The sequence below is a fragment of the Scytonema sp. PCC 10023 genome (assembly GCF_963920835.1).
In the GTDB taxonomy this organism is placed as follows: Bacteria; Cyanobacteriota; Cyanobacteriia; order Cyanobacteriales; family Nostocaceae; genus Kalymmatonema.
Map to the genome: position 1 here is coordinate 39799 of NZ_CAWUDP010000022.1, position 20501 is coordinate 60299.

Sequence of the window (20501 nt, forward strand, 5' to 3'; positions counted from 1 at the left end):
GTCCCATGTCAATGGAACATGACAAAAACAAGTGCATCAATGGGTAGAGACTTCACCGCCAGCGCCGATTGAACCCGAAAAAGGACTTTATCCACCGCAAAAATCTTTCTAAAAGGATTTTCAGCTTTGATCTTCCTCGGGTTCTCGTGGAGTGTTTTGATGATGGCGATGCAGAATGAGCCTGTTTATTTTTTAACTTCGCTTCCATCTGTGCAGCTTTATTTAAATCAGCAGTGGCTCGATATTCATATCCAAGTAGGGAGCAGATAAAGCCACGGTATTTGTACGCTTCGATGTAGTCAGAATTGAGGCGAATGGCATGAGTAAAATCTGTAAGTGCTTCCTCGTATCTTCCTAATTTTGCATTTTCTGCTCCCGAGTTGTAGAAAAGTTCGGCGTTGGAGCGATTCGCATAAATTTTTGTTTCTTTTGTTTGACTAGGCTGATGTGCAGAACTTGGCAGATCAGATTTAAGCTTGTTGTAAGCTTCGTTGATTTGTTTAATTTTTTGTTCTGCTTCCTGTTTCTTCTGTGGATGAGAAAACCGATCAGGATGCCAAGTCTTAACTAGCTTACGATAAGCTCGCTTAACCTCTGTTGGCGATGCACCGGGTTTCAGTCCCAGAATAGAGTAGGCATCATTTATGTTAAGGCGATCGCTCATACAGAGGAATTTTGCACCACGGTAAATCTATGTTAACTATTCCCACAAACCCTGATCATTCAACCCAAACACCCCACAGCGGTTACCACTGGGACGGTAGTAGTCGTCGCTTCTTTGAAGGTTGGTACTACCGCGTCACTTTGCCCGCAGAAGGTGAAACTTTTGCCTTTATGTATTCTATTGAAGACCCCATTGGCGGTAAACCCCATAGTGGCGGTGCAGCACAAATCCTCGGTCCCAACGATGAGTATCTGTGGCGGACTTTTCCGGATGTGACCAAATTTTGGGCGAGTCGTGACGTTTTGAGCCTGGGTCATTGGGGTAAAACAAATCTAGACATTCAACCTCTGTACCTACTACCACCCGAGTTTGAACAGCATGTGCAAGAAGGCTATCAAGCAACAGCTACCCTGAATCAGGGGTCAATTCACGACCCTGCGACTGGTCGCTACTGTCGTTGGCAGTATGAAATCCATCCTATCTACGGATGGGGTGATAAAGGAAGTATTCAACAATCAACAGCAGGTTGGCTGTCATTTTTGCAGATTTTTGAGCCTGGATGGCAAATTTTGATGGCACACGGCTTGGCTTCCGGTTGGATTGACTGGAATGGCAAACGCTACGAATTTACTAACGCCCCAGCTTACAGCGAGAAAAATTGGGGAGGCGCTTTTCCCCAAAAATGGTTTTGGATGAACTGCAATAGCTTTGAAGGCGAAGATGACCTCGCCCTCACCGCTGGTGGCGGACGGCGTGGTGTTTTATGGTGGATGGAATCTGTCGCAATGATTGGCATACACCATCAAGGCAAGTTCTATGAATTTGTACCCTGGAATTCCCAAGTACACTGGGATATTCAGCCTTGGGGTAGATGGCAAATGAAAGCGCGAAATTTGCAGTACGAGGTTGAGGTAACAGGAACTACCAATTTACCTGGGACTCCTCTACGTGCGCCAACAGCCAAAGGTTTGATATTTTGCTGTCGTGACACTATGCAGGGTCAGTTAAATTTAGAACTGCGAGAATTAAGTATAGGAAAAAGAAAAACTATCCTGAAAGCACGTACTTTTCTGTGTGGATTAGAAATAGGCGGCGGACCCTGGGACAATTCTTGGCAGTCGCGCTAAAACTGCTATTATCAAAAATAGTAGTTATTTGGGGCTGTAGCTCAGCAGGATAGAGCGAGCGCCTCCTAAGCGCTAGGTCGCCGGTTCGAATCTGGCCAGTCCCGTTGTCTGATACATTCGATAAACTAGTCAAAAAACCTTTGTATCTGCTCCAGTTGCGGAAACAATTGTGCTTTGAATCTAGAAATGTTTCTTATTTATAGGCACAGTTGATACCAAATCTGCGTCTGTTACCTCCACCAGTTCCGGTTGCAAGTTGCCGCTTGTCAAAAAAAGACCGCATCAGCAGTCTTTAGGGGAGGTATCTACAGCGGATTTGGTATAGGCACATGCAACTGAAAAGTATAGTCAAATACAAATTTCGCTATACTTTTCAGAACTCTGATAATCTAGATTATTATTCTTCTGGCGATCAAATTCTGTTCAAGCAACCGAAGTGATAGACCCTTGAAAAAGACAGGATTTAAAGGTATTTCTTCTCGGTTTATGTTCCTAGCCCTACCACTGATGATGTTGTGGGGTTATAAAGAAATTCAAAGCCAATTTGTCCAGCCCCAAGCAATATTAGTCTTGGGTGGTTCGACATCTAAATTAGAGCGAGAGAAATTTACAGCAGATTTTGCCCGCAAACACCCGAATCTACCCATTTGGATTTCTGGGGGTAGCCCGCCGAGGGTGACCAAAAAGGTGTTTGCTAAATTTGGGGTTGATCCAAGACGGTTGCACCTAGATTACAGAGCAAACAATACTGTGGAAAACTTCACCACAATAGTCGATGATTTAAAAAAAAGTGGCATAAAGAGTGTATATTTAGTAACTTCTGATTACCATATGCGCCGCGCCAGAGTGATCGGTGAGATTGTTTTAAGTAGTCGAGGAATTGATTTTAAACCTGTAGCAGTGCCTTCTGAAAGTTCTCCTGAACCCATTGAAAAATCTATCCGTGATGGAGTCAGAGCTATAGTTTGGGTAGCAACTGGTTATGCTGGTGAGCACGAATCTTACAACAAGCAGTGAAGGAATGTTACTTTGCTTCAAAGGCAAAGCTCTTTTCAAGACTTTATTTAGTTTTTGCAAGGGATCTCATGAATTAAAAAACTCTATAAAGAAACCCGGTTTTAAGAAACTGGGTTTCTTTGTTGCCATCATTCTATATAGCGCAATTCAATTGAATGAAGTACAGATAAATCTCGTGTCCATCTGTGTCCATCTGTGGTTTATTATTTCTTTGTGTACCTTACCCAATTGCAAATGGCTATATTTTGTTAAGCAGCAGCTTTTTCTTGTACAAGTACATAAGGCTGGATAATCAAAGTGTTAAACCGCTTTGTATGCTGAGTGTTCCACTCTCCCAGTTGTGCCGTTGAAGGTTTGGTAATCAGTGCCTCATCTATCCATGTTTGCACTTTCAAGGTATTATCGCTAGCGATCGCTACCCCTACATCAACTAAATCCAGTTCTACCGCCACTAAAATTACGGCATCTCGTTGTACATGGGGAATTAACCATTCCCACTCCGCCTCATCCAGATTTTCTGTTAATTGCACTCTTAAATCTGTATTAGTCATCAGTCATAAGTCAGTAGTCATTAGTTACTATTTTAAACAAATTTAATATAATTTAATACGGTTCGGATAAGACTTGCTCCCCTCCAATCCTCCTTACTCAATTTCTGATTTCATTTCATCAATTTCAAACAAAGAAACAATTACCCCAGCAATAGGAATAGAAATAAAAATTCCCAATAAGTTTGCGACTCTAGCCCCAACAAGCAAAGCAAAGAATACAACGACAGGATTAAGATTGAGAGCACCTTGCATAATCCGAGGTGAAATCAAGTTGTCTTGTATTTGTTGAAGTATGACGCAAGCTACCAAAACTTTGAGCGCCATCCAAACGCTTTGTGATAACACAATTAGAGTAATGACACTAACTCCTAAAGTGGCTCCTATGCCAGGAATTATGTCAAGAATTCCAACTATAACTGATAATATCAATGCAAAAGGTACTTTAAGCACTAAGAGAATAATGAAAGTTGAAGATGTTAAAAATAAGGTTAATATCAACTGCCCCTGAAAAAAACCTAAAAAGTTGCGTTGAATGATTTTTGTAAATTTATTTCGTCGTCGCTGTGGTACTATCTTTATAACAAAATGCCAAAGTTTTTCGCCATCCAGTAACATAAAAAAAGCGACAACTGCAATCAAGATAAAAGTTACGAAGTTAGTGATAAAGCTTTGAAAAATATTTAAACTGTTAACAAGTAGAGATATAGCTTGATTTCGCAATTGCTCTTCGAGCGCGCTTAAATCTATTTGCAGATTCCGGTTACGAAAAAAATCCTCTACTCGCTCTATGAGGGGTATTAAAGAGTTTAAAAATGCACTGACACTATCAATTAATTGTTGTCCTTGAGATAACACTGTTAAGCCTACAGTAATTGCCAGACCACCAAGAATGACAATGCTTAACAAAAAAACTACAAAAACTGCTACACCGTGAGGCAAAAAACGCCGCAACCATTGTACGGGATAGCTCAACAAAAAAGCTAGAATAGTAGCAAATGTGAAAATAACGATAACTGGTTCAAAGTATGCTAGAAGTTGTACAACTGCCCAGCCAGAAGCAACTAGAAGCAAAAAACGGACTAACGCCAGATTATTCAGGCGATCCCACAAATTGTTGGCATCAAAACCGCTCATATACTGTTTAGGAAGTATGCTTGAAAAAGAGCCTAATTATGATTAATTGCGTCCAGCAGCCTGGAACAAGCATAAGTTTGAACTGAAGATTTTAGATTCGGGGTTTGTGGTATTTTTCCCCAGCCGTGGACGCAAAAAATATATCAATTTTTAGATGATTATTTATGCCCATTAGCGATTTAACATCTAAAATCAAAAATCGCATGGTTTTAAATTGACACAAATTTAGCGGCTCTTGCCACTTCCTTTAAGCATATTTTCCGGCTTTTCCAAATTATCTTCCCAAATCGTGGAGCGCGTTAATCACTGCTGCACACTTTTGCGTTATCGCCTCCAATTCGTATTTATCAGTGGAACTGGGAGCATCAATCAAATCGCCAATTCGCACTGTTACTGGAACTGAACGAGGAGTTATCGAACCTTTTTGCTCGATCGCCTGAGTTCCCCACAAACATACAGGCAAAATAGGGGCTTTTGCTTTAGCTGCGAGCAGCGCTGCACCCCGTTTAGGGTCTGTAATGCGTCCGTCTGGTGTGCGAGTTCCTTGCAAAAAAATACCTACAGCCCATCCATCATCAAGATACTTCAATGCCGCACGGATAGCAGTGCGATCGCTACTACCCCGACTCACTGGATAAGCACCGTACAACTGAATTGCTTTACTGAAAATCGGGATTTTAAACAATTCTTCCTTTGCCATATACGCCACCGGACGGCGTACGCAATTAGAAACAATTGGTGGGTCATAGTTACTCGCATGATTGCTGACTACCACCAGTGGTCCGGTTTTAGGGACATTTTCGGCACCATAGATCCGTCCCTGAAAGTAACTGTGGAGCATGGGACTGACCACTGACCACTTAAAGGCGTGGTAGAGTAACAGACTGGCAAACGGTTCGCGGCTTTGAGACATAGTGGAGTGGGAGGGAGGGAGTGAGGGAGTGAGGGAGGGAGGGAGTGAGGGAGGGAGGGAGATTAATTTTACCTCCCCTGCTTCCCTTGCTTCCCTGCTTCCCCTAGTTTTTCTGCATTCCTAGCTCAGCCAGACTACGGATATTTTCTAAAATTAAGTCAGGGCAAGTACGTTTCATTAAACCAGTTAGCACGTTACCAGGACCAATTTCTACCACGCGCTCGATGCCATTTTCTGGTAGTGCTAGTGAAGTTTCTCGCCACCGCACTCCCCCAGTCATCTGTTGTATCAAGCGCTGTTTCAAAACAGTCGCATCAACAGTGGGAACTGGTTCTATATTTGATAATACTGGTACAAAAGCTTGTTGAAATTCGACAGATTCTAAAATATCTTGGAATTCAGCAGCAGCAGCAGCCATTAAGGGTGAGTGAAATGCTCCAGAAACATTCAAGGGCTTAGCACGCTTTGCCTTGACTTGGGACATCACGGCTTCTACTCCTCCAGGTGTACCTGATATGACCACTTGAGCCGGACTGTTATCGTTTGCCAGCACTACGTCGGGAGTTTCGGCAATCACTTTTTCCAACTGTTCGCGATCAAAATTCATTAAAGCTGCCATCATCCCGCCAACTGCGGCGTTGTCCATAAGTTCGGCACGACGTTTCACCAGGCGCAATCCAGCCGACCACTCGAACACGCCAGCCACGTAGAGAGCAACGTATTCTCCTAAACTGTGACCTGCAACTAAATTTGGTTGTTCTTTTTCTCGTAAGATATCAGCAAGAATGCTTTCTACAACGTATAGGCAAGGCTGTGTATACAGAGTGTGCGATAAATTTTCGGCATTCTGACACATTTCAATCACAGACCAACCTAAAATTTCCTCCGCTTGGGCAAATTTATCTTTCGCGGATGGCACATCTAATAAGTCTATTCCCATTCCCTGGGACTGCGAACCTTGCCCAGGAAACACCCATGCAGTTTTAGTCATTGGTCATTAGTCATTGGTCATTAATTTTGGGAAGTGGGGATCAGCTATTAGAAAATAACGATTGGGTATGAAAAAACTTAATCCCCAATCGCCAGTTAAGAGTCGCCAATCCCTATCTTCCCCATTGGAAGATTGCTGCACCCCAAGTTAGTCCTGCACCAAAGCCAGAGGTGGCAATGATGTCACCGGGTTTGATTTTGTCTTGCCGCACTGCTTCATCTAAGGCAAGGGGAATCGAGGCGGCAGAGGTGTTGCCGTAGTTGGCAAGATTACTAATAACTTTTTGTTCTGGAATGTTCAGGCGTTGAGCAACAGCGTCGAGAATACGCTGATTTGCTTGATGCAAGAGTAGCCAATCTATTTGGTCAACACTCAGGTTGGCGCGGAACAAAGCTTTGTCAATAACTTCTGGCACTTTCTGTACAGCAAAGCGGTATACTTCTTTGCCGTTCATAGTGATGGGTTGGAAGTTGCCTTTACCAACGTTGACGCCTTGGGTAAGTTCTTTAGGTTCAGGTGTGTAGGCAAGGTTAAGGCAGTTGTTCTGAGTTCCGTCGCTTCTGAGTTCAAATCCCAGCAAGCAATCTTTCTCATTCGCCTGTATGACCACAGCCCCAGCACCATCACCGAACAATACACAAGTACGTCGGTCTTGCCAATCTACCCAACGAGAGAGGATATCCGCTCCAATGAGTAGTACGTTCTGATAAACGCCAGTCCTGATATATTGGGCAGCTGTAACCAGTCCAAACACAAAGCCAGAGCAGGCTGCTGTTAAGTCAAAGGCTACCGCTTTGGTGGCTCCTAATTGAGCCTGAATTTGACAAGCAGTGCCAAACAAGTCATCAGGAGTAGAGGTTGCCAGTAGAATCAAATCCAAGTCTTGTGGATTGATTCCAGCCGCCGCGATCGCCTGCTGACTAGCGGCAGTGGCAAGCTCACTTAAGGTTTGACTTGAAGAAGCCAACCGCCGTTGACGAATTCCTGTTCTTGTGGTAATCCAATCGTCTGATGTTTCAACCAGTTCTGTAAGTGACTGGTTATCCAGGAAAGTTGCTGGTACTGCTGATCCACTTCCTGTGATTGCTATTCCTAAATTTTGCACTCTAGCATCTCCAAAGCTATCAGCATAGTTGTCCTTAGTCCTTAGTCGTTAGTCTTTAGTCCTTAGTCTGGAGTTATTACAAATGACTAATGACTAATGACTAGTGACTGCTGCTAACCACTCTCGCGCTGAATGCTTTGATATTGTGACTGAATTCTGTCCAGCACTTGGTTATCTACAGCTTCTTTTGCCATACGAATTGCATTAAAAATTGAAGGCGCTTGAGAGCTCCCGTGGCTAATAATGCAAATTCCGTCAACACCTAAAAGTAAAGCACCTCCATGTTCTGCGTGATCCATGCGCTGCTTAATTCGCTTTAGATTTGGTTTTAATATTGCTGTACCAATTTGACCGTGCAATCCTTGGGGTAACTCTTCTCGCACAATCTGCAGCATGACTTCCCCGACTGCTTCGGCAAATTTTAACAGCACATTGCCCACAAATCCATCGCACACAATCACATCAAAGTGACCAGAAAGGACATCACGTCCTTCAGCATTGCCCACAAAAGTAATTCGGGAATTTTCACGCAGCAGTTGGTGAGCACGAACAGCGGCGTCATTGCCTTTGCTGTCTTCTTCACCGATATTTAACAAACCTACTAATGGTTTTGGAATACCCAAGACATACTGACTGTAAACCGACCCCATAACGGCAAACTGCTCTAAAAATTTAGGACGGCAGTCTACGTTTGCGCCGACATCAAGTATGAGGACTGGCTTACTCGCTACCATCGTGGGAAATACCGCACCAATTGCTGGACGGTCAATTCCCCGTAGTCGTCCCAACCGGAGCAAAGCTGACGCCATCGCTGCCCCAGAGTGACCAGCAGAAACCACAGCATCTGCCTGCTTTTGTTTTACCAGATCCATTGCTACGTTGATTGAAGCCTTCGGTTTGCGTCTGATGCCGCTTAAAGGCTCCTCATCCATTGCGATCGCATCCTCAGCAGGAACGATCTCTAACTGCGCCATATTTATTTTTGGCGGCAGTTTGCTTTCTATTTGTTGGGGATCGCCCACCAATAATACTTTTACACCCAATTCTTCTCGTGCCCGCAGTGCGCCAGCAACGATTTCACTGGGTGCATGATCCCCTCCCATTGCGTCAATTGCTATCCGTACGCAAGTCGATCCCATTGCTCAGAGCTTCTAGAAACCTTACAAATTTTACCAGATGCCTCCCCTGAAAGTCGTAGATGTTCTGATAAAGGCAAAAGAATCAAGTATAAAGTGTGAAACATAAAGTATAAGCTTTTCGTCCTTTATCCTTTCTCCTTTACCCTTTCTTTCATCCTTTCTTGAGAGGCTCTGCCAAGCCCAACATAGCATGAATTACCCTCTATAACTGAGGAGTGAAATCACGGCACTGAGGATAAAATTTAGTAGCTTTCAGGTGAAATAGCATTTTTTGGTACAAAAAGCACATGGCTGCTTAAAATCAAAAAAATAGCCTGATTGAAGCCCTCATATCAGGAAGATGTTGGATAGACAAAACCAACTTAATTGAAGGCGCAATTGAGAAGGATGAAATAAAAGCAAAAGTGTGTGTTCTCCTGCAGGACAGCTTACCGTCTTGCTAGGAGCAAGTCCGGAAAAAGCAGAAAAATGAAGTAAGAGGTATAAAATTTTCATTTTTCATCCTGCTGCTTCATTCTTTGTTCCCTCCTTTGATGTCATCCATTCTTTCTGGAAATCTACGTTCCTTCTCTTAATACAGTAGAATCGCTCTTCCCCTAAAGTTTCTCTTTGTACTTTAAGGGAAAGAACCTCAGTGTATGTTTGAGGAGAAAATGTAGATTGGAATCTAGGCAACAACAGACCGCAAGCCCAGAAATAGATACCCTGACATTAAGTATTAGATTAACTAACAGTCTGAGATGAAAATCCCTCTTTTCAGAAATTTTAAAGTGAGAGTTATCCTTTCTACAAAAACTTTATTATGCGCCCCACTTTCACAAGGCAAAATGACCAGTTATCATGACTCAATGCTTAGCAGCATTAAACACTTACATAATAATACAGTAAACAAAGTAGCACATTCTACAGAGGAATGAAGCATGCTGGAATTGTTTGGTTCAGGTTTAATTTCTTTTTGGCTCGAAATGGCTGGGGTACAAGTTAAGCCGATAAATGCTTTGGATCTATTGGCTTGGCAAGGTAGCCCTGGCTTGGTTGTTGCCGCCGATCCAAATCCAGCTGGGGCTACTACAGTGCTGGAATATCTCAAGGGGCTGCAAACATTAAAATTAGTGGCAGCGAATCAAACCGAGAGCCAGGGAGTTTGGATACAGTCAGGACCTATGCTCATGGGCAATCACCAAGGTACGGTTCCTCTGCCGGCTGCTTCCTTAACCAAAATTGCTACCTCATTGGTTGCTTTAAAGAATTTTGGGCCAGATCACCAATTTCAAACTTTGGTGAGTGGGACAGGACCATTGCAAAATGGGGTATTACAAGGCGATTTAGTGATTACTGGTGGCGGCGATCCGTTGTTTGTTTGGGAGGAAGCGATCGCCCTTGGTAATAGTCTCAACAAGATGGGTATTAAGCGTATTACAGGAAATTTGGTCATTACTGGCAATTTTGCCATGAATTTCCAACGTAATCCACTGTTAGCAGGTCAGTTGCTCAAACAAGCATTGAATTCTGGCACTTGGTCTCGTGGAGTCGCTTTCCAACACTCGCTGATGCCAAAAGGAACTCCCAAGCCTCAAGTTGTCATTGCTTCTGGAGTGAAAGTAGAAGCTCAAGCAAATCCCCAATCTACCTTGCTGCTGCGTCACTACTCGCTCCCCTTGAAGCAAATCATCAAGGAGATGAACGTTTTCAGCAACAATGAAATGGCTGAAATGCTGGCAGAGGCTGTAGGGGGAGCGCCGATAGTACAATCAACAGCAGCAGCGCTTGCAAGGGTACCGCAATCAGAAATTCAGTTAATCAATGGTTCAGGACTAGGACAGGAAAATCGCATTTCCCCCAGAGCAGCTTGTGCTATGTTAATGGCAATTCAACAGGAAGCACTCACTCATCAGTTGAGTTTGGCTGACTTATTTCCCGTCTCAGGGTTCGACAATCGGGGAACAATGCACTCCAGACACCTACCTGTTGCCACTGTCATGAAAACTGGCACTCTGCGCGATGTCAGTGCTTTGGCAGGTGTGATGCCCACACGCGATCGCGGTTTGGTCTGGTTTGCTATTATTAACCGTGGTACAAATGTCTCAGCTTTCCGTACAGGGCAAGACCAATTCTTACAACGTCTTTCGCAACGACTACAAGTTGCCTCAAGTGTCCCTGCGACCCTTGCTCCCCATATAACCGTCAACACATTACCCCAATTAGGCGCAGCCAATCGTAATGAGATGTTATATGGAGGTTAGTCATGTGTCCTTTGTCCTTTGTCCTTGGTTTTGACAAATGACAAACGACAAATGACTATTGGCTTTTCACTTTTCCTTCTTGGGGAATAATCTCTGTCACCACTTTATTGCCAGAACTGCCACCAGTGACGACAATAGTTTCTGCTTGTAGATTACCAGAGGCTTTTTCACCCGTAAAAGCGAATGGAGGATCTACTTGGCGGTAAAGCACATTGCCTTGAGCCTCAACTAATTGATTGTCAAGATACCAAGTTAGGGTATTAGATTTGAGAGACTGGCGACGCTGCCCAACACCGTAAACGTTACCTGTTAAATAAACAGTTTTTTGTGGTATCTTCATTTCACCTTGATTAGCAGTCACCAGCAAATTTTCAGCGCGATGGAATACCCGCACAGGAGAATTTGTGGTGACTGTTTCTGTGTTTAGATTCCAGGTCATAGAATTACTAGCAACTTGCATTGGTGGGTCTAGTAATTCTATCTGGGCATTCTTCTTAACTGTGGCAATCTTTGTTTTTAAGTTGACTTCAGCAGCGTCTCCTCGACCTCGATTAGTAATTTGGTTATTTTTATAGTGATCCATTTGCACAGGGCGATCGCCGATCAATTTTTCCTCTTTGATTTGCCAAATCAAATGCTCTGTTCGCATTTGTAATTGCGGATCCAAGGAGTTTGCCACTACTCCTCCAGAAAATTCTACGCGTTCAGAACGGGTTGTCACTCGTGCTTCTTGGGCGATCGCTTGTAATTGTTTGTGGGTTCCGTTAAGCTGGTTGCGGACAATCAGCAAATCTTCTTTAGGTCGCCATTCCAACTCATTACCCCGCAACACTACACCATTGCGAGGGTCTGTAGCAATGATTTTTCCCTTAAGAAAAAGTTGCTTACCATCTTGTGCTATGTCTGCCTGTTGAGCTTGTACTTGATAAACAACTTTGCCATCTTGGTAAAGTTCTCCATATGGAGTTTCTGCTTCACCAATTTGTTTTTCTTTGGTATATTTTGCTTGTTTTGCTCTGACTTTCCATACAGGTCGTCCAACTTCATCTGCTTGTTCTAAGGTGACATCAGAGAAAGTCAAATTGCTTTCTTTTTCTTCAGGTGATGGACTTTCAGAAGGGGGTTTGGTCGTTACCTGAGATTGGCTTCCGCCACAAGCAACGAGTCCTATGACCAGGAAAGAAGATAGAAGAGGGAATAAAGAAGAAAGAACAAGAAAAATTTTTCTGTCTTCACTCTTCGTTCTTCTTTTTTTGCTTTTTTGCTGCAGCATTACTCTTGGATTTCTAGATGACCATCACTTTCCCTAGGGTCTTCCAAAAAACCCATACTTAATGGTCGATAAGGATAGCTTTGGCGAGGGGTTTTTTGAATATCGTCTTTTATCGCTTCTAAATCAATATAGCGATCGCTAACATTGATCAAACTGTCGCTCGTCATTGAGCGCAAGCTCACCACTTCTACCCTGACACCACGATAGCTCACAGAATTGACTGCATAAGCCAGATCTCCATCCCCACTGACTAACACTGCTGTATCATAGGAATCTACTAAAGCCATCATATCGACGGCAATTTCTACATCTAAGTTGGCTTTTTTGGAGCCATCGGGCAACTGTACCAAATCCTTAGCAATGACTCGATACCCATTGCGCCGCATCCACAACAGAAAACCCTGCTGTTTTTCGTTTGTGCGGTCTACTCCAGTGTAAAAGAAGGCTCGCAGCAGTCTAGAGCCAGCGGTTAATCTACATAACAGCTTTGTGTAATCAATTTCAATTCCTAGTTGTAGCGCTGCATAAAATAAATTTGAGCCATCAATAAATATGGCAACACGACCCCGATTTTCTAAAACTTGCTCTGGCGTAAATATCGAGTCGTTTTCCAGATTATTCAACATTGTTGTCATACCTCTTTTATCAAATGTAATAATTGATACTTAATTGTCTACTTTTAGATGCAAGGTTAGAGCCGCTTATGATAATCTTTCAGGACAAATAAATTTAGTCCCGATAAATCCAGACAAAATCAGTAATTGAAATTTGAAACAACTAATTGTTTTTAGGAGGTTCTATTCGCTTAAAGATTGGTCGAGGTTCACCCAGCTTTTTTTGATTGGTTAGCACCCCCCATGTGCCATGAATGGCAAAAGGAGCGGCTATGGCAGTTTTTATTTGTTCATTAAAATTTATTCCGTAGCCCAATTGCTGGTAAATATCGCTACTTATATCCGGAATTAGCGGAGACAGGAGATAACCTGCTTGTCTGACTGATTCAAGAACTGCATACAGCACTTGTTCTACTGCTTGTTGCTGTCCTTGTTTATACAATGACCAAGGTGCTTGATCATCAATAAACTTATTGCTGGCTTGCACCAGTGAAAGGATAGCCTCGCAAGCTTGATTGAAAGCTAGCGTTTTATAAGCATTTTCCACCTGTTCCGCAAGACGTAAACCAATGGCTTTTAACGGATTGTCAATAGGAATATCTTCATTTGTGATTGGCGGCACATTTCCAGCACAGTATTTCTTCACCATGTTTAGAGTGCGGTTTAGCAAATTACCTAAATCATTTGCCAAATCTGCATTTAGAACATTAATGAATCTACTTTCATTAAAGTCTCCATCCTTGCCAAATTCGATTTCCTTAAGAAAGTAATAACGAACCGCATCACTACCATACCGCTCCACCAGCGCTACAGGATCAAGGGTATTACCCAAACTTTTGCCCATTTTCTGACCATCTTTGGTTAAAAAGCCATGCACAAAAACTCGATCTGGCAATGGCAAACCAGCTGACATCAACATTGCGGGCCAGGAAATTGTGTGGAAGCGCAGGATGTCCTTACCAATTAGGTGCAGGTTTACAGGCCACCATTTAGCTAGGGCATTTTCTAAAGTTGGTTCTTCGTCCGGTTCTAACAATGCGGTGACATAACCTAAAAGCGCATCAAACCAAACATAAAGGGTGTGCTTGGGATCCGTTGGTACTGGAAAACCCCAATCTAGATTCACCCGCGAAATGGAAAAGTCCTGCAACCCTTGATTGACAAAGTTGAGGACTTCATTTCGACGACTCTCTGGTTGGATAAAATCCGGTCGAGAGTCGTAAAGTGCTTGCAGTTTCTCTTGATATTTAGATAAACGGAAGAAATAGTTCTGCTCGTCTCGCCACTCGACTTCTTTGTTTGTGTGGATAGGACAGCGGTGTCCTTCTAACAGTTCCCTTTCTTCTTTGAATTCTTCACAGGAGACGCAGTACCAGCCTTGTTGTTGTCCCAAGTAGATGTCCCCTGCTTTGGACAGTCTCTGGAAGAATTCTTTGACGATCGCCTCATGACGAGGAGCTGTGGTGCGACTAAAGCGATCATATTGAATGTTCAGCAACTGCCATAAAGAAACGAAACTAGGCACAATCTCATCGCAATATTCTTGTGGCGATCGCCCTTTACTCTCGGCTGTCCGCTGAATTTTTTGCCCATGCTCATCTGTCCCCGTAATCAGCAGCACCCTATGCCCTAAAAGTCTGTGAAATCGCGCCACCACATCTGCTGCCATGGTTGTATAAGCACTGCCGATGTGGGGTAAATCGTTTACATAATATAGCGGCGTTGTGAGTGCAAATGTCTTTTCTGTTTTATTCACTTGATTCATGGAGAATAAAAAACGACTTGTAAAAAATGTTTTCTATCTTACTTCTTTTGCTAAAACCACGTCATTATATAACATAACTCTCATATTTTCAATCAATATCTTCATAATAGCAAATTTCTCTGGTTTAATTTTTTTTATGATAGGTATAAATTCAGTTAATTTCTATAAAAAAGACAAGAAATCCCTGTTAATATCCACAAAAAATTTGTCATTACATTTCACATTATTAAAGGATAAACCTATGGCTGCACAATGGGTTTTAACGATTTTGTTGCTCTGACATTTCTACCTTAAGACAGTCGTCCTTATTAGTAAAGAAATGTAAAAATTTCATCAAGTTTAGCTGCGAAATTTTCGGAAAATTTATATTGAAAAGACATGAGTGTAAGTAGCCCCCTTGAGATTTCTCGCTGGTTACTGGCGGCGCTATCAACCAAAATATTTCGTTATTACGAGGATCGCATTCCCCAAGATGCCAGTGTGTTAGTAGTGAGCAATCACCGCAGTTTTATGGATGCACCAATTTTAATGGCGGCGCTATCAAATCCGATTCGCTTTGCTTGCCATCACTACATGGGGCAAGTGCCAATAATGCGGGAGATTGTCACGGGACAATTAGGCTGTTTTCCCCTAGAGGAGGCAAACCAACAGCGGCAGCAAAGCTTTTTTCAGCAGTCACAACTCCTGTTGCAGTCAAAGCAAATAGTAGGAGTTTTTCCGGAAGGCACAAAACCGATGGTGGAATTTACCCAGCCCAATCGAGTGGGCGAATTTCAACGAGGTTTTGCTCATTTGGCATTGCGAGCCCAAGTGCAGGATTTAGCAATTTTGCCAATTGCAATAGCGTCCCTTGAAGAAGTTAACACATCTGCCGTACCTTTGAGGGTATTAAGTTTGTTTGACCCTTCAGAACCTTTATTTAATCAACCAGGTTGGCATCCGTTAGTCACATATCGTCGTGTCGCCGTATTGATTGGTCGCCCATATTGGATTAAGCCTCTACAAAAAGAAAAATACCAAGGGAAAAAAGCAAAAACTGTGGTGACGGAATTGACAAATCATTGTCACTCTGAAATTGCAAAGTTACTACATGAAGGTTGCTACTAAGAACCTTTGTCATTAGTCCAATATGCTTTGTCCTTAGCCAGCGAATAACTATTGACAAATAACAAATGACTGATGACTGTTAACTCATGACTGATGACTAATGACTGTTGACTCATGACTATTCCAAAAGTTGAGCTAAAGCCGTGTTTCCTCACACCTAAAAGACTCCAGCCAGAGTTTCCGTTGTTTGTATATTTGCCAGGGATGGATGGAACCGGTCAACTATTGCGATCGCAAACTGCTGGATTAGAAGCCGGCTTTGATGTCCGTTGTTTAGCAATTCCAAGGGAAGACCTTACCAGTTGGGATGAGTTAGCGAATAACGTATTGGACTTGATCCATGCAGAATTAGAAAAAAGCTCCCAACGTCCTGTTTACTTGTGTGGAGAATCTTTTGGGGGTTGTTTGGCGCAGAAAGTAGCGATCAAAGCACCCCAGCTCTTTAAGCGCATTGTTCTGATTAACTCAGCCAGTGCCTTTAATCTTCGCCCTTTGTTAACTTGGACGTCTCAACTGACTTACTTAGTCCCATCCAACCTTTATGACATCGGTGCATTCGGTTTATTGCCGTTTTTAGCAGCTTTGGCACGTATTTCCAGGAGTGATAGACAAGAACTCCTGAAAACCATGCGCACCGTACCACCACAAACTGTCCTTTGGCGAATCTCTTTACTCAGAGAGTTTCATGTCGATGATGTGGAATTACGTCACCTCACTCAACCCGTTTTGGTGATTGCCGGTGCCAACGACCGACTTTTACCTTCTCTGGATGAAGCAAGACGTTTAGTCAATATCTTGCCTAACGCCAAAATGGTGGTACTACCACAAAGCGGACACGCTTGCTTATTAGAAACAGATACGAATCTTTATGAAATTATGAAAGCTAACAATTTTTTAGAAAGTAGCGCCCAAACAGTTGAAGCGCTGGGGTAGGAGGAGAGGCGATCGCTCAGATTGACGGGCGGAACAGTTAGTTCATCAGTTTAATTAGAAAAACGGGCTTTACTGTCGCAACTGTCGCATGGAAGTTCAACTGTAAACGTCGTACCCAGTCCTACCCCCGGACTAGCTACGCGAACAGTCCCACTATGCATTTCTACCAGATGGCGCACAATAGCCAAACCTAATCCCATACCACCGTATGACCTTGTCATTGTGCTATCAGCTTGGCGAAAGCGCTCGAAGACGAATGGTAGAAATTCAGGGTTGATACCAATGCCTGTATCTGTCACTGTAATTCTGGCATAGTTTAGGCAGTGTAGAGTCGGGAGCGGGGAGGATGAGGAGGATGAGGAGGATGAGGAGGATGAGGAGGATGAGGAGGATGAGGAGGATGTTACTCCCTTATCTCCCTCATCTCCCCCATCTCCCCCATCTACCCATTCGAGATCTACTTCTACCCTTCCCCCCTGCGGTGTGAACTTAATAGCATTAAATAGCAGATTCAACATGATTTGCTGCAAGCGCTTGGGATCGCCTAACACTCTGCCTACCCTTGGATCTAAGTTTGAGTGAAGTTGAATTTGCTTGGTATCAGCAGCAGGACGGACATGATCAATCGCTGCTTCGATGATAGGGGCAAGTGCAATTGAAACAAGGTTCATCTGCAACTTGCCTGTAATAATTTGGGAAATATCCAGAAGATTCTCGACTAGCTGTATTTGTGTTCGGGTGCTATGCTCGATTTTCTCTATAGCGCGTGCGGTTGTGGCTGGATTTAAAGAGCCATTTTGTAGTGTTTGTACCCAGCCCAAGATAGCACTGAGGGGCGATCGCAACTCGTGTGAGACTACGGCTAAAAACTCATCTTTGGTGCGGTTTGCCTGAGCCAATTCCGCAGCTTGTTGCCGCAAAGCCTTTTCCAATTGCTTCGTCGGGGTTAGATCAAGAACAAAGCAGATGCAACAATCAACACAACCTTCTAATAAAGCCATCCCAATAAGAATGGGGACGCGGCTGCCATCTTTGCATATAAACTCTTTTTCATAAGGGTTGCAACTGCCAGATTTTTTCACCTGTGCGATCGCCTGCTTATCTAAACCTAAGTATCCTCTAGGAGTCATATCTATCCATTGCAGCTTGCCAGCACGTAAATCTTCTTTTGTGTAACCGACCATCAAAAGAAAAGCATCGTTAGCTTCTGTGATGTTGCCAAGAAAATCCATGACTGTGCTGCCAAAGATGTTGGACTCAACCAAACGCCTAAACCGAGATTCGCTTTGCCGCAAAGCCTTCTCTGTCTGCTTGCGCTCTGTAATATCTAAAAAGTAAACCGATAGACCATCTGAAGATGGATACAAGCGAACAGCGAACCACTTGTTGAATATTGGGAAAAACTCTTCATAGGTGACACTCACCTGCTGTTCTACTGCTTGATGAAACAGTGTATATGATTGTGAATTGACAGTATCAGGGAATACCTCCCACACTATCAAACCAGTTAGCTCGCTAGCACTTTTTCCTAAAAGTTTTTCTGCCTGAGAATTCACATAAGTGTAGCGCCACTCGGTGTCTATAGTGACAAAAGCGTCAGTAATACTTTCGAGAATATTAGTCATTCGTGCGCGTGCTACTTCAGCCTCTTTCCTTGCTTGTTGTTCGCGCGCTAAAAGCTCGATGCGTTCCAACTCTAAGAGTTTGCGTTCCCTGATATCACGTAATAGCCAGCGTATAGCAATCAGGTTTCCAGAGCGATCGCGCACAGCTGCCATTGTTATGGCAACCTCAACAGGCTCACATTTACGGGGTTTAAAGCGTACTTCCCACTCGTGTAATTTCTCTTGCCGATGAAGCTTGTTCAGATGAGAGCGAAAACTTTGTCGTTCTGTAAGGGGAATAAAGGTGACTAGGAGTTTGCCTACCAACAAATGCGGCGAAACCTTCAGGAGGATAGCAGCGGCGCTGTTAGCTTCTTCGATGACTCCATTGTGATCTGTGAGTAAATAGCCATCAGGTGCAAACTCTAACAATTCTTGGTAACGGCAACGTTCTGCTTCCACCAACTTTTGAGCGTTTTCCAACCAATCATTCTGCTGGCGTAGTTCTTCCTCGGCTACCATCAGTTCTTCTACAGCGATGTGTAGCTCTTCCAACGCTTTGCTCAGAAGTTTCTTTGGGGCTGTCGATTTCTGAGTATGCTCAAGCAGTCCAGCCAATTGTGAGCGCCATACCTTGATCTGCAAAGAAAACTCGTTGACATTCATGAATCGGTGGTTACTGACAAAGCAAGTGAGATATGGCTGAAAACAAGAACTAGTATATCTTTAACAATTGCATAACTAAGCGGGTTTCGGCACTCTTTTTTTGATTTATTATAGAAATCCTTAATGATTCATAAAACCTCACAATATTTAACACGTCGAGAGTTTTTGACTCTTGATTGTAGAGTGTTGACAGCCCTAACGAATACTTTACAACAGTCGGTGTTGGCTGTTGTCGTACCTTTGATGAACGTTTATTAGACTAATGGTGTGGATAAACCACGAAAGATATTCGACAAATTGTGCTTACAGAGAGAGGAAAAAGCAATGGCACCAAAGCTACAAACAAAATAGAAAGATGTTTGCTAGGTGGCTGAAAAATGAAAACCGAACCCCAACAAAAAACCGTGAATTCACCCGCTTCGGCATCACAACAAGCCGATAATCAGTTGACCAAGGTTCCGCAAAAAGATAGAGAATCTTTTTTAAAATCCTTCTTGGAAGCTGGAAAAGGCGTAGCAGAAAAAGTCGTTGGGGTCAAAGAAGCAGCAGCAAAACAAACAAACCAGTTGATTTCGCAAGGGACTCAAACAGCAGGAAAGGTCGTCAATCGTTTGAGTGAAATCTGGCTGATCCGCAAACTATCTGGAGTCTTAAATTTGAATTGGCTGCTTGGTTCTGTTGATAACGTTAATTTGGACAAAGCGGAAGCAGCAGCCAAAAAGCTTAAGGAAAAATATCCTAATGAATCTCCTAGCCAGCTTGCCCACCGGATCATGGTTGAGAAAGCAACAAAGGCAGGCGGTATTGGATTGGCAACTAGTATTTTACCTGGATTCGCGGCGGCTTTATTGGCAATTGATTTAGCAGCTACCACAGAGTTGCAGTCAGAAATGGTTTATCAAATTGCTGCTGTTTATGGGTTGGATTTGAAAGACCCTTCCCGTAAGGGAGAAGTGTTGGGGATTTTTGGTTTGGCGTTGGGTGGCGGTCGTCTTTTGAAAGCAACAGGTTTAGGTTTGCTGCGAAATATACCTTTTGCTGGTGCAATGATTGGTGCTAGTTCTAATGCAACGATGATTTATTCATTGGGGTATGCGGCGTGTCGATTTTATGAAGCGAAGCTAGATGAATCAAAGGCGCTTACTTCCCAACAGACGCTGACAGAGTTAAAACAACAAAGCGAAAATTATCTGCAAAAAGCCCTAGGTCAAGAAGCGTTAATGGATCAAATCTTGGTTCACATGATCCTTGCCAGCCATCCAGAAAAAACATGGGAAGACATTTTGCCTGAGTTGCAAGCTTTGAACTTAAGTTCTACCTCCTTGCAAGCAATCTCTCAAAACATCAAATCACCTCAACCTTTGGATACACTTCTCAATCAACTTAACCGTGATTTTGCTGTACCCTTGTTGGCTCAATGTTACAGAATTGCCCAAATGAACGGTGAGACAACACCAGTTGAACAAAATATCATTCAAGCAATAGCCACTAAATTTGACCTTGATGTTAATTCTATTGCATTGAGTGTGAATACATCAAAAAACTTTGTTAATAACAAGTAACCTTTTGTTCTTGCTTTGTGGCTTTTTGGATAGAAATAACCCTTCATCAACAAACTCGGTTTTCCAAAAAAACCGGGTTTTTTGTTCATATGT

General features: G+C 43.1%; 18 protein-coding genes and 1 tRNA gene. 8 read left to right on the plus strand and 11 right to left on the minus strand.

Annotated elements, in window-relative coordinates:
* Positions 1-52 precede the first annotated feature (52 nt).
* A complete protein-coding gene (locus ACM0OZ_RS15350) occupies positions 53-664 on the minus strand; it encodes a J domain-containing protein (RefSeq protein WP_414583687.1) in 612 nt (203 codons plus the stop codon).
* Positions 665-693: 29 nt separating this feature from the next.
* On the opposite strand from ACM0OZ_RS15350, the gene ACM0OZ_RS15355 reads away from it, so the two are divergent.
* The 3 genes from ACM0OZ_RS15355 (at position 694) to ACM0OZ_RS15365 (ending at position 2808) form a co-directional block, all read left to right on the plus strand.
* On the plus strand, positions 694-1791 hold the full coding sequence (locus ACM0OZ_RS15355; RefSeq protein ID WP_414583688.1) for a tocopherol cyclase family protein: 1098 nt from the start codon (positions 694-696) through the stop codon (positions 1789-1791).
* 30 nt (positions 1792-1821) lie between these two features.
* Positions 1822-1895 (plus strand) — tRNA-Arg (locus ACM0OZ_RS15360).
* 382 nt (positions 1896-2277) lie between these two features.
* Positions 2278-2808, plus strand: coding sequence for a YdcF family protein (locus ACM0OZ_RS15365; protein WP_414583745.1), 531 nt, complete (start codon positions 2278-2280; stop codon positions 2806-2808).
* Positions 2809-3056: 248 nt separating this feature from the next.
* On the opposite strand, the gene ACM0OZ_RS15370 is transcribed toward ACM0OZ_RS15365, so the two are convergent.
* From ACM0OZ_RS15370 to plsX, 6 genes are all read right to left on the minus strand, one after another.
* A complete protein-coding gene (locus tag ACM0OZ_RS15370) occupies positions 3057-3359 on the minus strand; it encodes a DUF2288 domain-containing protein (protein WP_414583689.1) in 303 nt (100 codons plus the stop codon).
* Positions 3360-3452: 93 nt separating this feature from the next.
* Entirely contained in the window at positions 3453-4493 is a 1041-nt protein-coding gene (locus tag ACM0OZ_RS15375) for an AI-2E family transporter (RefSeq protein ID WP_414583690.1), read from the minus strand.
* Positions 4494-4767: 274 nt separating this feature from the next.
* On the minus strand, positions 4768-5406 hold the full coding sequence (locus ACM0OZ_RS15380) for a lysophospholipid acyltransferase family protein (RefSeq protein ID WP_414583691.1): 639 nt from the start codon (positions 5404-5406) through the stop codon (positions 4768-4770).
* Between the two features lie 103 nt (positions 5407-5509).
* A complete protein-coding gene (gene fabD / locus ACM0OZ_RS15385) occupies positions 5510-6397 on the minus strand; it encodes an ACP S-malonyltransferase (RefSeq protein WP_414583692.1) in 888 nt (295 codons plus the stop codon).
* Positions 6398-6509: 112 nt separating this feature from the next.
* Positions 6510-7502, minus strand: coding sequence for a beta-ketoacyl-ACP synthase 3 (locus tag ACM0OZ_RS15390; RefSeq protein ID WP_414583693.1), 993 nt, complete (start codon positions 7500-7502; stop codon positions 6510-6512).
* Between the two features lie 113 nt (positions 7503-7615).
* Positions 7616-8641, minus strand: a complete 1026-nt coding sequence (plsX, locus tag ACM0OZ_RS15395) for a phosphate acyltransferase PlsX (protein ID WP_073631486.1) — start codon at positions 8639-8641, stop codon at positions 7616-7618.
* Positions 8642-9561: 920 nt separating this feature from the next.
* Here plsX and ACM0OZ_RS15400 point away from each other — a divergent pair.
* Positions 9562-10884: a D-alanyl-D-alanine carboxypeptidase gene (locus ACM0OZ_RS15400; protein WP_414583694.1), complete on the plus strand. Its 1323-nt coding sequence runs from the start codon at positions 9562-9564 to the stop codon at positions 10882-10884.
* 55 nt (positions 10885-10939) lie between these two features.
* Here the strand turns inward: ACM0OZ_RS15400 and lptC are convergent, their stop codons facing one another.
* The 3 genes from lptC to metG all read right to left on the minus strand — a co-directional run bounded on the left by lptC (position 10940) and on the right by metG (position 14536).
* Positions 10940-12157 carry an LPS export ABC transporter periplasmic protein LptC gene (lptC, locus tag ACM0OZ_RS15405; RefSeq protein WP_414583695.1) on the minus strand — a complete coding sequence of 406 codons (1218 nt, stop codon included), beginning with the start codon at positions 12155-12157 and terminating at the stop codon, positions 10940-10942.
* Positions 12157-12783: an NYN domain-containing protein gene (locus ACM0OZ_RS15410; RefSeq protein WP_414583696.1), complete on the minus strand. Its 627-nt coding sequence runs from the start codon at positions 12781-12783 to the stop codon at positions 12157-12159. Before ACM0OZ_RS15410 ends, lptC begins: the two co-directional genes overlap by 1 nt.
* Positions 12784-12934: 151 nt before the next feature.
* Positions 12935-14536, minus strand: a complete 1602-nt coding sequence (metG, locus tag ACM0OZ_RS15415) for a methionine--tRNA ligase (protein WP_414583697.1) — start codon at positions 14534-14536, stop codon at positions 12935-12937.
* Positions 14537-14914: 378 nt separating this feature from the next.
* Between metG and ACM0OZ_RS15420 the strand changes: the two genes are divergently transcribed.
* Positions 14915-15643, plus strand: coding sequence for a lysophospholipid acyltransferase family protein (locus ACM0OZ_RS15420; RefSeq protein WP_073631495.1), 729 nt, complete (start codon positions 14915-14917; stop codon positions 15641-15643).
* Positions 15644-15757: 114 nt separating this feature from the next.
* The gene (locus ACM0OZ_RS15425; RefSeq protein WP_414583698.1) at positions 15758-16576 is read left to right on the plus strand and encodes an alpha/beta fold hydrolase; all 819 of its coding nucleotides are present in this window, start codon (positions 15758-15760) and stop codon (positions 16574-16576) included.
* Positions 16577-16626: 50 nt separating this feature from the next.
* Here the strand turns inward: ACM0OZ_RS15425 and ACM0OZ_RS15430 are convergent, their stop codons facing one another.
* Complete coding sequence (locus ACM0OZ_RS15430; RefSeq protein ID WP_414583699.1) at positions 16627-18846, minus strand: PAS domain S-box protein; 2220 nt, start codon at positions 18844-18846, stop codon at positions 16627-16629.
* 123 nt (positions 18847-18969) lie between these two features.
* Here ACM0OZ_RS15430 and ACM0OZ_RS15435 point away from each other — a divergent pair, with 123 nt between their 5' ends.
* Positions 18970-19104 carry a hypothetical protein gene (locus ACM0OZ_RS15435; RefSeq protein ID WP_414583700.1) on the plus strand — a complete coding sequence of 45 codons (135 nt, stop codon included), beginning with the start codon at positions 18970-18972 and terminating at the stop codon, positions 19102-19104.
* 119 nt (positions 19105-19223) lie between these two features.
* Positions 19224-20408, plus strand: coding sequence for a hypothetical protein (locus ACM0OZ_RS15440; RefSeq protein WP_414583701.1), 1185 nt, complete (start codon positions 19224-19226; stop codon positions 20406-20408).
* The last annotated feature ends 93 nt before the right edge of the window (positions 20409-20501 follow it).